10 protein-coding genes and 1 tRNA gene are annotated in these 13065 nt (G+C 46.3%); 9 read left to right on the top strand and 2 right to left on the bottom strand.

From position 1 onward, the window contains the following. Positions 1 to 241: 241 nt before the first annotated feature. The 4 genes from IX315_RS05865 to IX315_RS05850 all read left to right on the top strand — a co-directional run bounded on the left by IX315_RS05865 (position 242) and on the right by IX315_RS05850 (position 5516). Positions 242 to 312, top strand: a tRNA-Gln gene (locus tag IX315_RS05865). A gap of 65 nt (positions 313 to 377) precedes the next feature. After that, on the top strand, positions 378 to 2006 hold the full coding sequence (locus IX315_RS05860; RefSeq protein WP_211835971.1) for a glycosyltransferase: 1629 nt from the start codon (positions 378 to 380) through the stop codon (positions 2004 to 2006). Between the two features lies 1 nt (position 2007). Continuing rightward, entirely contained in the window at positions 2008 to 2952 is a 945-nt protein-coding gene (locus IX315_RS05855) for a glycosyltransferase family 2 protein (RefSeq protein WP_211637359.1), read from the top strand. Beyond that, positions 2952 to 5516 (top strand): zinc-dependent metalloprotease, encoded by a 2565-nt coding sequence (locus tag IX315_RS05850; protein ID WP_211837266.1) that lies wholly within the window; start codon positions 2952 to 2954, stop codon positions 5514 to 5516. Before IX315_RS05855 ends, IX315_RS05850 begins: the two co-directional genes overlap by 1 nt. Positions 5517 to 5594: 78 nt before the next feature. Here the strand turns inward: IX315_RS05850 and guaA are convergent, their stop codons facing one another. Beyond that, complete coding sequence (gene guaA, locus IX315_RS05845; RefSeq protein ID WP_018357501.1) at positions 5595 to 7109, bottom strand: glutamine-hydrolyzing GMP synthase; 1515 nt, start codon at positions 7107 to 7109, stop codon at positions 5595 to 5597. Between the two features lie 21 nt (positions 7110 to 7130). After that, the gene (gene trmD / locus IX315_RS05840) at positions 7131 to 7814 is read right to left on the bottom strand and encodes a tRNA (guanosine(37)-N1)-methyltransferase TrmD (protein ID WP_018357500.1); all 684 of its coding nucleotides are present in this window, start codon (positions 7812 to 7814) and stop codon (positions 7131 to 7133) included. Between the two features lie 414 nt (positions 7815 to 8228). Here trmD and IX315_RS05835 point away from each other — a divergent pair, with 414 nt between their 5' ends. From IX315_RS05835 to IX315_RS05815, 5 genes are all read left to right on the top strand, one after another. Then, a complete protein-coding gene (locus tag IX315_RS05835) occupies positions 8229 to 8483 on the top strand; it encodes an IS3 family transposase (protein WP_211639655.1) in 255 nt (84 codons plus the stop codon). Beyond that, a complete protein-coding gene (locus IX315_RS05830) occupies positions 8480 to 8968 on the top strand; it encodes an IS3 family transposase (protein WP_211639662.1) in 489 nt (162 codons plus the stop codon). The genes IX315_RS05835 and IX315_RS05830 overlap by 4 nt, the downstream gene beginning before the upstream one ends. 325 nt (positions 8969 to 9293) lie before the next feature. Then, entirely contained in the window at positions 9294 to 9470 is a 177-nt protein-coding gene (locus tag IX315_RS05825) for a bacteriocin (RefSeq protein WP_211637496.1), read from the top strand. 214 nt (positions 9471 to 9684) lie between these two features. Next, on the top strand, positions 9685 to 10647 hold the full coding sequence (locus IX315_RS05820; RefSeq protein WP_211637498.1) for a hypothetical protein: 963 nt from the start codon (positions 9685 to 9687) through the stop codon (positions 10645 to 10647). A gap of 210 nt (positions 10648 to 10857) precedes the next feature. Beyond that, positions 10858 to 13065, top strand: a complete 2208-nt coding sequence (locus IX315_RS05815; protein ID WP_211837265.1) for a peptidase domain-containing ABC transporter — start codon at positions 10858 to 10860, stop codon at positions 13063 to 13065.

Here is a 13065-nt window from a genome sequence, read left to right as displayed (position 1 = left end):
GCGAGCCACTTTGGCTGCGATACCAACAACAATTTGTGTATCCCCTAAACCGCTTCCAACCTACCATAGGAGTCAGCCGAAATACTTGATTATTCGTCGATTAGAGAGAGAGGCAGCACCCTTTAGTAATAGCACCCATCTAAAGTCGCTAGTTTAGCGAGGCTCCTATATTTGTATAATAGAAATAATTTAGTATCTTTGCAGTGCCTTTGTCGGAGGACTTGAAGACTTAGGTGGGTACTGACCTATGGTGTAATGGTAGCACAACAGGTTTTGGTTCTGTTTGTCGAGGTTCGAATCCTCGTAGGTCAACTTATGTGTTATTTTCTGAGCACCTTCTGGGAAAGCCAAGGAGGTGCTCAGTCTTTTATTTTGATATGAAGAATGAGATTCAGCCTACTCTTCTACTGGAGACATCGTGGGAGGTTTGCAATAAAGTAGGTGGTATATACACAGTGTTGAGCACACGAGCTGCCACTATGGTGGAGCATCATGGAAGGGAGCATGTGCTATTCATCGGGCCCAAACTAGAGGGGAAGCAACCAGACTTTTGCCCTTCTCGCAAAAAATCGGACAGGGAGTTGGCTAGCGCTCTAAGCGAGAGATGCGGTCTACCTGTAACCGTTGGTACTTGGAATATTATTGGTGAACCCAGGGTCGCTCTTGTAGATTTTGCCCCTCTGTGGAAAGAAAAGGACACCCTCTACTTCCAGATGTGGGAACGCTATGGAATTAGGGGTGATATTGGGTATGGCGACTACGACGAATCATGTCTCTTCGCTATAGCTGTGGCTAGGGTGATGGCAGCGTTGGTAGCACTACAACCTAGCGAGCATCCAGTGGCGATATTCAACGAATGGACAACGGGGATGGGGCTACTCTACTTGAGGATGACGACTCCTGAAGTACGCAACATCTTCATCACGCATGCAACTTCGGTAGGCAGGTCTATCGCAGGGAATGGCAAACCGCTCTACAGCCAAATGTCCAACTACAATGGCGACCAGATGGCCAATGAACTCGGTGTGATGTGCAAGCATCAGGTGGAGAAAAGGGCCGCACATACCGCAGACGCTTTTGGTACGGTGAGTGAGGTGACAGCGCGTGAAGCAGAGCAATTGCTCGAGAAGCGCCCCGATGCCCTACTCTATAATGGTTTTGAGCAAGGATTTATCCCTTCGGGGCATAAGCGTGCTGGGCTGAGACGGACGGGTAGAAAAGCAATTATCTCTCTTGCTGAAAAGCTCTATGGGAAGCGACTGTCGGAGGAGGCTTTTATAATAGCGACATCGGGACGAAGCGAATACCGTAATAAGGGGCTAGATATCTACATCGATGCCATCAGGAGGACAGCTACAAAGCAGCCCGAGAGGGAAGTGATAGCCCTTATCCTAGTACCCAGCTGGTCGGGGGCTCCAAGACCAGAGCTTATGGCTGCGCTCAAGAACGAAGAAGAACTAACCATGCCCATGCAGATGCCCTACCTTACGCACGAGTTGTATGATGGACTGGACAATCCAACCTTGGGGCACCTACACGCCTTGACTGGTTCATGGGGCGAGAAGGTGTATCCTATATTCCTCCCAGCGTACCTAGATGGCTCCGATGGCGTCCTCAATATCAAATACTACGATCTACTCCCGGCTCTAGACCTAAGCATCTTCGCTAGTTACTACGAGCCTTGGGGCTACACCCCATTGGAGAGTATCGCCTTTGGCGTGCCTACTCTCACTACAGACAAGGCGGGTTTCGGCATGTGGGCGATGAAGACGAATGACAAGAACTGTCTGTGCTTCGGGGCTAAAGCACTCTCGAGGGAGGACGACAACTTTGAGGAGCTAGCCGAGACGATTGCCAATAAGGCATGCCGCTTCAGTTCGTTTGAGCCAGAGGCAGTAAGCACAAGCAAGAAAAGGGCAATGGCGCTAGCCAAGAAGGCTAGTTGGGGCAACTTCTATCCACAATACTTAGATGCCTATAGAAAAGCAATTATGCAGGAGAGATAACATGGACATTTCATTTATCATACCTATCTACAACCGACCCGATGAGCTAAGGGAATTGCTCCACTCATTTACTCAACTAGATGAGAGCGGAGTGCCCTATGAGATTATTGTGGTGGAAGATGGCTCCACGAATCCATCGGAAGAGGTGATTAGGAGTTTTGACCTCCCTATTCGCTATATCACACAGGAGAATACAGGCCCTGGGGGTGCGCGCAACAGAGGAGCCGATGCAGCCAAGGGGGAATGGGTGATATTCCTAGATAGTGACGCGGTGCTGCCCAACCACTACATGGTGGCTCTGGAGAAAGCGCTACAGAATAGTAGCTGTGACCTGTGGGGCGGACCGGATAGAGCAAGGGAGGATTTTACATTGATACAGAAAGCGATAGACTACTCCATGACTTCTCTGCTGACTACGGGCGGTATCCGTGGCAAGAAAGGGAGTGTGGATAGGTTCTATCCCCGTACTTTCAATATGGGCATTAGGCGCTCTCTCTTTGCCCAGCTAAAGGGTTTCCGCAATGGTATGCGCTATGGCGAAGACCTAGACCTCAGCATGAGGGCTTTGGCGATGGGCGGAAAGTCGGAGCTATTTGAGGAAGTATGGGTTTATCATAAGCGTAGGGGTACTTTTGCAGACTTTTTCCGACAAATCCGCCATAGTGGGCGAGCCAGAATAGTACTGAACAAGTACCATCCAGGCACGCTCAAACTAGCTCATACGCTCCCCACCCTCTTTGTGCTATTCAATATCGTGGTACTACTGAGCGGGAGCATTGCACTCTGGGGGATACTTGTTGCCTATATCTTGGCGATTGTATTTGACGTCTATGCCAAGGGACAATCACTGAAACTAGCGGGCTATGCTGTGGCTGCTACATATGTGCAACACTTCGCCTATGGAATCGGTTTTGCTGAACAACTTTTAGGAATCAATAAAGAATAATGAGAAAGACACTTGTACTGCTACTTCTTGCAATTGGGATAAGCATGGTCTATCCATCTGCAAGCCATGCTCAGGAGGAGCTAAAGCTGGGAGATATCTTCAAGAGCAAGCGACAAAAAGCAAAGGAAGAGGCTGAAGCGAGAGCCAAAGATGCGCCAGATGAAAAGACGAGAAAATACCAAGACCTCGTAGAGAAGGCAGAGGTAGATAGTGGACTCGTGGTAGTCATAAAGAAGAAGGATAATCTTTACTTCGAGCTCTCTGACTCCATTTGGAATAAGCCACTACTAATCTCTAACCGTATCTCCCGTACTTCCAACACTGCGGATGCTGTAGCAGGTCAGATGGTGAGCGAACCTTTCATGATTCGGCTAAAGAAGCAGGGCGACAAAGTATATATGTACTCAGTGGAGACCCTCAACTTCGTAGATGAGGATGACCCTATTGCGCCATCGTTTAAGCGCAACTTCGAGGAGCCTATCCTCACGAGCTTCAGAGTGGAAGCAGAGAACGCCAATAATGTAGTGATCGATGTCACAGACTTCTTTCTAGGGGGTGAGGGCAACATAGACCCAGCCGAAGATAGCAAGGTGGCAGGAAGTATGCAGAGAGGTTCGAGCTATATCTCCTCGGCACGCAGCTTCCCAAGGAATGTTGAGATTAAGAGTATCTTATCCTATCGTAAGGATAATTACCCCTATACTATAGAGGTACACCGTTCGGTAGTATTGCTTCCGGAGAAGCCCATGAAGCCAAGACTGCAAGATAATCGTGTAGGCTATTTCTCCTCTAGGCGCAACCGATTCACCACGAAGCTGGACAAGATAGAGAACTTCCAGATTATCCACCGTTGGCGCCTAGAGCCTAGCGATACGCTCGCCTATAATAGAGGTGAACTGGTGGAACCTCTCCAGAAGATTGTCTTCTACGTGGATACGGTTTTCCCAGAGAAGTGGAGACAAGCGGTTATGGATGGTATCAATGATTGGAATATCGCCTTTGAGGCTGCGGGATTTAAGAATGCGATAGAAGCACGTCTTTACCCTAGCAAAGAGGAGAACCCTGACTTCGACCCCGACGACCTCCGTTTTTCTTGTGTTAAGTACGCTACAACGAGTATTGCCAATGCTATGGGGCCTAGCTTCATAGACCCTAGGAGTGGAGAGATTCTTAATGCCGATGTCATCTGGTACCATAATGTGCTCTCGCTACTCCATCACTGGAGATTTACCCAAACGGCAGCGGCGGATAAGAGGGTACGAACCAACGTACTCCCCGATGAAGTAATGGCTGAGGCGATGCGCTATGTAGCCGCTCACGAGATTGGGCACACGCTGGGACTGATGCACAACATGGGTGCTAGCTTCTCCTTCCCAGTGGAGAAACTCAGAGACCCTCAGTTTACCCAAAAGTACGGCACCACACCATCGATTATGGACTATGCTCGTAACAACTACGTGGCACAGCCTGGGGATGTGGAGCGTGGTGTAAAGCTCACACCCCCACTGATCGGTGTATACGATATACATGCCATCAACTGGGGCTACCGCTATATCCCAGAGGCGAAGTGCTATAGAGATGAAGCGAAGATGCTAGACAAGTGGATTATGGCTAAGGCCAACGATCCTATGTATCGCTTCGGAGCTCAGCAGGTGAATACTCTCGACCCTACGGATCAGACGGAAGACCTTGGAGATAATCATATCAAGGCTGGAGACTATGGCATCTCCAACCTCAAGATTATTGCTAATAACTTCGAGAAGTGGCTACAACAGCCGGGAGAGCGCTATGATGATTTGTACGAAGCACATGCCCAGCTTGCGGGTCAATTTTTCCGCCATATCAATCACGTAGTACCATACGTAGGCGGTCGGATTTACTTTGAAAATAGACAAGGAGATGGTCAGATGCCTGTGACCTATATCCCAAAGGCAAAACAGCAAGAAGCACTTCGCTGGAGTATAAAGCAGGTACGAGAGATGAATAGTTGGCTCTTCACAAAGGAGCTTAAGCAGAAGTACGACCAATCGGGCAATAAGGATGGTTGGCGCATGGAACGCTTGATACCATCTTCGGTTATCTCCAACCTACTTGCCGACTTTAGGCTACTAGGCATTATGGAAAGCGGAGAGTACGCTCTTGCGGACTACCTTTCGGACTTTATGAAGGAGGTATTCGCACCGACCTACGCAGGTAGAAATCTCACATCTATAGACACCGCACTTGAGGATGCAGCATTACGCAACCTGATTTCTTACACGGGGATAAAGGGTGCTGATGAGATGTTCGAGCACACACTATCATTGGAAGATCAGAAAGCGTGGGATATGCTCACCTTTACACCTCAGTGTATGAATCATCCAGAGGAGGATCATCACGACCATAGCTTCTTCCGCTTCAATTTTATGCCTGCTAGCCCCAATAGCTATGAAGTGGCTCCGCTTATTCTGATGAAAGTTCAGGAGATTCGCACTCTATTCCGCCAACATGCGAATAGCGGTGATGCCTCTACTCGTGGGTTCTACAAGCTCTGGGAGCTTCGCTTCAAAGGGCTTCTCGACTAACCCAGATATGAAGAATATTAATCGGGGCTAGGCAGTTACCACTGCCTAGCCCCGATTAATATTAATAGCCTAGAGTAATCACTCCCACTCGATAGTGGCTGGTGGCTTGGATGAGCAGTCGTAGACTACACGATTGATTCCACGTACATTATTGATAATCTCATTGGAGACCTTAGCAAGGAACTCGTGAGGGAGTTTTGCCCAGTCCGCCGTCATCGCATCTATAGAGGTCACAGCCCTGAGCGCACATACATACTCATAGGTTCGCTCATCTCCCATTACGCCTACCGAACGGATAGGAAGTAGGATGGCACCTGCTTGCCATACCTGATCATACAAGCCCCACTCTCTTAGCAATGATGTATAGATATGGTCGGCATCCTGAAGTATGCGTACCTTCTCGGCAGTAATATCACCGAGCACACGGATACCGAGTCCAGGACCTGGGAATGGATGGCGATAGATCATCTCATGCTTCATACCCATTTCGATACCTACCTTACGAACCTCATCCTTGAAGAGAAGACGAAGAGGCTCTACAAGCTGGAGCTTCATCTTCTCGGGCAATCCACCTACATTGTGGTGGCTCTTGATTACTTGACCAGTGATAGAGATAGACTCGATAACGTCGGGATAAATTGTGCCCTGTCCTAGCCATTTCACGTCTTCAATCTTCTTAGCCTCAGCCTCGAACACATCTATAAAACCCTTGCCGATAATCTTGCGCTTCTGCTCTGGATCGCTAACCCCAGCAAGCTCATTCAGGAAGTATGCCTTGGCATCTATGCCCTTTACATTGAGCCCAAGGTGCTTGTACATCTCCAGCACTTGCTCAAACTCTCCCTTCCTTAGCAAACCGTGATCCACGAAGATACAAGTGAGTTGAGCACCAATAGCCTTGTTCAAAAGCACCGCAGCAACACTGGAGTCCACCCCACCGCTAAGGGCGAGCAATACCTTATCATTCCCCAGCTTTGCTTTGAGCTCAGCCACAGTACTCTCCACGAAAGAAGCTGGTGACCACTCACGCTTCACGCCACAGATATTTAGGAAGTTATCAAGGAGCTTATTACCCTCCTCGGAGTGCGCAACCTCGGGGTGGAATTGTACGCCCCACACCTGTTTGCCCTCAATTCTATACGCAGCGTTATTGATAGACTCCGTCTTGGCAAGGCGCACACCGCCCTCAGGCAGCTCGGTAATCGTATCGCTATGCGACATCCACACTACATTCCCCTCGGACAGCCCTTGCAATAGAGGATCCTCAGTAAGAATCTCCATGTGGGCACGACCATACTCTCGGGTGGCAGACTTTTCGACCTTTCCGCCCATTTGGCTAGCTATAAACTGAGCTCCATAGCAGATACCGAGGAGTGGCACGGCAGGCAACTTGGTCAGGTCTATCTTGAACGCCTCGGGCTGGGAAACAGAATAGGGGCTTCCCGATAGGATAACACCCCTCAAGCTCTCCTCAGCTTCTGGCATGTGATGATAAGGATGTACCTCGCAGTAGACTCCTAAGTCACGCACACGTCGAGCGATGAGCTGTGTAGTCTGCGAACCGAAGTCTAGAATAATGATCTTGTCAAGCATGGTCTGTAGTAATATCTATTGTTATTCTCTATTCTCTAATAGATTGGGGCGAAGACGTTTGGTACGCTCCAGCGCCTGCTCCATCTCCCAAGTATGAATCTTGGCAGGATTGCCCGAAAGGAGCACATCTGGCACCCCCCACCCCTTGTACTCCGCAGGACGGGTATACACAGGCGGCGCGAGTAAATTATCCTGAAAAGAGTCGGAAAGAGCACTCTGCTCATCCCCAAGCACCCCCGGGATAAGCCGTACTATGGCATCCGTAATCACCGCAGCGGGAAGCTCTCCGCCAGTCAGTACAAAGTCGCCAATAGAGATCTCACGTGTCACAAGGTGCTCGCGAATACGATGGTCAATGCCTTTGTAGTGCCCGCAGAGTATAATAATATTCTCTGCAAGGGAAAGACTATTGGCGACAGGCTGAGTAAGCATCTCCCCATCGGGAGAAGTGTAGATTACTTCATCATAATCTCGCTCAGCTCGGAGTGCACTTATCGCATTATCCACTGGCTCTATCTGCATCACCATACCAGCAGAGCCGCCAAAGGGATAATCATCCACCCGGCGCCACTTATTTTGAGTATAATCACGAAGATTGTGCAAGCAAATCTCTGCAAGTCCCTTATCTTGGGCTCGCTTCAGTATGGAGGTATTCACAAAAGCCTCCAACATCTCAGGAAGTACGGTCAGTATATCTACTCTCATCAGATGGCAAATTTACCCAAAAGTAGGCACTTTAGAGCAGTCCTACACCATGCAAGCTCAACTTTCGCTTACAATTCTGTTACACCAGACCGTCCGTACCCCCACCACGTGAACAACGACAGAGTCGTTTCGTACATACCTAAACCCAAAAGGTTAAAACTAGTCCAGCTCTCATTGATATTTTAGTGAAAGACATACCCTAATCAGCAAATAGAAACTATTTTCCACCGATGGAAAGATACTTTTCCAGCGCTGGAAAGATAAGTTTCCAGCCTTGGAACGGTTGGTTTCCACCGATGGAAAATAGTTTGGACAATATGGTATTCCTGAAAATAGTACACAGTTTGTTTGTTATTCCTGTTATTGTATACTATAATACTCCCCAAAAACTAGACAACTCAAAAAGTGGTAGATTTGAGAGTTGAGAAGGGAGAAAGTGAGCAGAACCTTGAGATGATGCGTATTATTGATGAGTACCACACCGAACACCCCACCTCTGGAGTTGTGCATATGCGTGATATGCTAAGACTGAGAGGTTACTCAGTGAATGAGAAGCGTGTAAGGCGACTTATGCGTAAGATGGGAATCCTGGTGATCTACCCACAGAGGAGCCTCAGTAAGGGTACTGTGCCGAGCTATATACATCCCTACTTAGAGGGCTTAAGATAGAGCGAACCAATCAGGTATGGTCGACAGATATTTCCTATATCCCTATGGAGAAGGGTTTTATGTACCTCTATGCAGTTATAGATGTTTATAGTCGTTTTGTGGTGGGTTGGAAGCTCTCCAATACGCTTTCAGCTAATAACTGCACCGACCTTGTAAAGGAGTGTATAGAGCAGTATGGATGCCCCGAGATCATCAACTCAGACCAAGGCGTACAGTATACGAACAAGAAGTGGGTAGAGCTACTAGAGGAAAAGGGAATAAGGATAAGTATGGATGGAAAAGGTCGTTGCAAAGACAATATTTGGATAGAACGCTTTTGGAGAAGTATCAAACAAGAGTATATCTATCTTAATCCGGCCGATACAGTCTCAGAACTACGGCAAGGAATAGGGAAGTGGATAAAGTTCTATAACTATGAGCGCCCCCACCAGAGTATCACCAAGCTACTCCCTGCCATGGAATATGGAATAGTAGTAGCTGCATAACAATAACAAATAAAGATGTAAAAAGAAAGAAAATATGTACGTTTGTGACAGTGATAGAAAAAAACACTAGCCCGTTGTCGAAAAATGGGGAGTACTATACTTTTCAGGTAGAACTATACGGCTGAAATGTATGTAGGAAAACATATCTACAGAGCTCGTAGATTAGAGGTTGGTACGCCTCGAAAGCGGAGGACGTGTCCTCCACCTTTTTGCAACGGCTGATATTCTGATCAAATAGTAGCCACCGCAACGTGGGTAACTTGCCACGGTACTAAAATAACAGTAGGATACCCCTATTGTGATTAATTTAATAAATAATTGTGTTATGACAGAGACTAAGAATTTTAATGCACTCAATAACAAGGAGTTGTCGGAAATAAACGGTGGCTCATGGTTAGGAGATGCTATTGACTGGATTGGAGAAAAACTTTCCGATCTTTGGGAGTGGATGAAAGACCATGATCTTGGCGATGGGCGTACCGGTGGGAAATTTCCTATTTGATGAAAGATTGAAATGTGATTTTCATTCCCAAACACATCATTGATTAAGATCTTGGAGGTGTTCACAGGGCTAGGTTCAAAACACCGGCACATTAGCGTAAGCAAAGTCCGGAAATTTCATCCCATACGTCTGGAATTGCATATCCAAATGGCGTAAGGTTGTATTTCCCCTTTTGTGGACACCTCCTATTATAAACTTAGTTATCAACAAAAAAATGAAAAAGATTTACCTGTCCCTCTTTCTCGTATTGAGCGTCGTTACACAGATACAAGCACAAGAGAAAATCACGATTACAGTATCTGACACTTCTGGAAATAGTTTGCCTTATCCAGAAGTCAAGATAGGTAAGGATTTTCACCGTGCGGGAACCATAAATGGCACGATAGAAGTGCCTCTTGATCTCTTTACCCCGAATGATTCATTAACCTTGAAATATATTGGATACAAAACTGTACAACTCTTATTAGATCCCCTTACTATTTCTAAGGGTGTAATCACTCTAAATCTCGAGGAAGAATCCTATTTTTTAGATCCTATTATTGTTAGCCCGAGTGAATTTTCTTCAGATAGGTATTTTAAGAAAAAGAAAAAGTGGTTACTTCTACCCTGTCGGAAATATTCCTTTGACATGGACTTTACATATAATAAAAGCCATTCAAAAGATCATTACACGGGGCACATGTCAGGCATTTCCGATGCCTATATCACGTATATGGATAGCACAAGCCTAGTGACATCAGAAGAAATGCCAGATACTTGTGAAATACTAAAAATAGGGAAACGAGCTACTGAAATAAACTACCTCGTAGCACGCGTTTTTTGTCACCAATCTGAGCGCAAGAATTTTTTCTGTACATATATGGGGAAAACAGATAATTCAGAGGTTTGGGAATTTTCTATCCGAAAACAACAAAAAATGCCTTGGGAATTAAGGAAAGATGATGAGCTCAGGTGTATTGTAACTCTCGACAACGATGGTTTTATCACTAAAATTAAAACACATTTCACCTCATCAAAGGATAATGTTGTTTCCTATCTACTATACACTGACTTTGGTCGCTATGACAATCAATTAATACCAATAGAGACAAAATTAGACATCATTCCGAGTGTTAGCAATAAAGAAACAGAAGCCATAACCTACACTTTGAGATATTGTAATATTAGAAAAGAATAATGAGGCTTTCGGTTTATTATTCAATTTCTTATTGTGATATTATGAAAGTTTTCATCAGCCTACAGTCTATCATTTTTCCAGAGAATGGTAATATGCTCACCCTTGAATTAGTGTGGAACTTATCTTTCGTAAAGAAAGGTCAGTGCGTTATGAACAGTCTCAATAACCAGCATGCATGTAACAGTAATGGTCAAAGTCCCAAAGTAGTATATGAAAGTGCTTAAGCAGAAGGATGCGATGGATTGTGGACCTGCATGTTTGGCTATGGTGGTGCAGCACTATGGTCGCCATCCAGATCTTGAGCAAATCCGTGAGGATTGTGCCTTAGGGAAGGATGGGGTGTCTTTGCTGGGCATCAGTAAAGCTGCAGAGAAAAGAGGGTTGCACTCGCTGGGTGGTCGTGTTACTTTTGAGATGCTCGCTGCTGAAGCTCAGATGCCTTGCATTGCCCATTGGAATCAGAATCATTTTGTAGTTGTTTATAAGGTCAAGAGACTGCGTAAAGGTAATTATAGGGTCTATGTCGCAGACCCTGGGAAAGGGTTGCTCACTTACACCAAGGAGGAGTTTTGTGAGCATTGGGTGAGTACTAAGACTAGTGGTGAAGAGAAAGGTATAGTCCTACTCTTAGAGCCGACAGATGAGTTTTACAGCCAAGAACTGCCTGATGGCGGAAAGCTCGAGAAAGGTAATCGGCTGTCCTTCCTTTGGAGCTATGTCAAGAAGTATCGTAGGTATTTTGGTCAGATCATACTGGGGTTATTGTTGGGGTCGTTGATTCAGCTCGTTTCCCCTTTTCTCACTCAGGCAATAGTCGATACGGGTATTGGGGGAAGAGATATTGGTTTCATCTGGCTGGTATTGCTGGCTCAGTTGATGCTCCTCTTTAGCCGTACAGCGATTAGCTTTATCCGCTCCAAGCTACTGCTTCACATTTCTACTCGTATCAATATTTCCCTCATCAGTGACTTCTTCATCAAGCTGATGAAGCTACCGATGAAGTTCTTTGACACCAAGCTATTGGGTGATCTATTACAGAGAATTGAAGATCATAGGAGGGTGGAGCAGTTTTTGACCTCCAATAGCCTCAATCTGCTATTCTCATTCTTCACCTTTATTATTTTTAGCATCGTTCTTGCCTACTACAACCTACTGATATTCGGAGTATTTGTTGTCGGTACGCTCCTCTATGCTGGTTGGATTACTCTATTCCTCAAGAAGCGAAGGACACTTGACTACAAGTACTTTGAGCAAGCCGGACGGAATCGTAATGTGACCTATCAGCTCATCAATGGTATGCAAGAGATAAAGCTACAGGGGTGTGAGCAGCGAAAACGATGGGAATGGGAGGACGTGCAAGCAGATTTATTCAAAGTCAATCTTCAGAGCCTCAATCTCCAGCAAGTACAACAGGCTGGAAGTATTACCATCAACGAAGTGAAGAACATCTTGATTACTGTACTTGCCGCAACAGCTGTGATACAGGGCAATATGACGCTCGGTATGATGCTGGCGGTGCAGTACATTATCGGTCAGCTCAATAGTCCTGTGGAGCAACTCATACAATTCATCTACTCGTGGCAGGATGTGAGCATCAGCCTAGACCGTATGAATGAAATTCATACCGAAGAGAATGAGGAGAATAGTGACCGCCATGTCACCAGCTTTGCACTAGATAACTTAGACATCAAGGTGGAGAACCTCTCATTTAAGTACGACATCTATAGCCCAACTCCTATCCTAGACCATCTCAATCTTACTATCCCCAATGGCAAGGTAACGGCTATAGTGGGTGCCAGTGGAAGCGGAAAGACCACTTTGATTAAGCTACTGCTTGGGTATTATTCGCCGTTAGAGGGCAGTATAAAGGTGTCAGGAAGAGACCTCGAGGAGTACAATCTTAGCTGGTGGCGGAGCCACTGCGGAGCCGTGATGCAGGAAGGGTATCTCTTCAGTGACACCATCGCTCGGAATATCGCCATAAGTGACGACACTCCAGATGTTGATCGAATAAGAGCTGCGGCCAGTACGGCAAACATTGCAGACCATATAGAGAGCCTACCACTTGCGTACAATACGATGATAGGACAGGATGGTCAAGGGATTAGTCAGGGGCAAAGACAACGAATACTGATTGCCCGAATGGTCTATAAAGACCCTATATTTGTCTTTCTAGACGAAGCCACCAATGCCCTAGACGCCAATAATGAACGTACTATCACAGAGAAGCTTGAAAACTTCTACAAAGGTAAAACCGTAGTGGTGGTAGCTCACCGTCTATCTACTGTCCGTAATGCCGACCAAATTGTGGTCCTTGACGAGGGAAAGATAGTAGAAGTGGGCAACCACGAGAGTTTGACAGCTCTCCGAGGCAAGTACTATGAGCTAGTCAAGAACCAATTGGAGCTAGGCAACTAA

The organism is Porphyromonas levii (assembly GCF_018206105.1).
In the GTDB taxonomy this organism is placed as follows: Bacteria; Bacteroidota; Bacteroidia; order Bacteroidales; family Porphyromonadaceae; genus Porphyromonas_A; species Porphyromonas_A levii.
This window is presented reverse-complemented; position numbering and strand designations above follow the sequence as displayed.

Coding starts and splice junctions, on each gene's coding strand:
- IX315_RS05825 (WP_211637496.1), top strand. CDS start 9,294: ATGACAGAGACTAAGAATTTTAATGCACTCAATAACAAGGAGTTGTCG.
- trmD (WP_018357500.1), bottom strand. CDS start 7,814: ATGAGAGTAGATATACTGACCGTACTTCCTGAGATGTTGGAGGCTTTT.
- IX315_RS05850 (WP_211837266.1), top strand. CDS start 2,952: ATGAGAAAGACACTTGTACTGCTACTTCTTGCAATTGGGATAAGCATG.
- guaA (WP_018357501.1), bottom strand. CDS start 7,109: ATGCTTGACAAGATCATTATTCTAGACTTCGGTTCGCAGACTACACAG.
- IX315_RS05815 (WP_211837265.1), top strand. CDS start 10,858: ATGAAAGTGCTTAAGCAGAAGGATGCGATGGATTGTGGACCTGCATGT.
- IX315_RS05820 (WP_211637498.1), top strand. CDS start 9,685: ATGAAAAAGATTTACCTGTCCCTCTTTCTCGTATTGAGCGTCGTTACA.
- IX315_RS05855 (WP_211637359.1), top strand. CDS start 2,008: ATGGACATTTCATTTATCATACCTATCTACAACCGACCCGATGAGCTA.
- IX315_RS05860 (WP_211835971.1), top strand. CDS start 378: ATGAAGAATGAGATTCAGCCTACTCTTCTACTGGAGACATCGTGGGAG.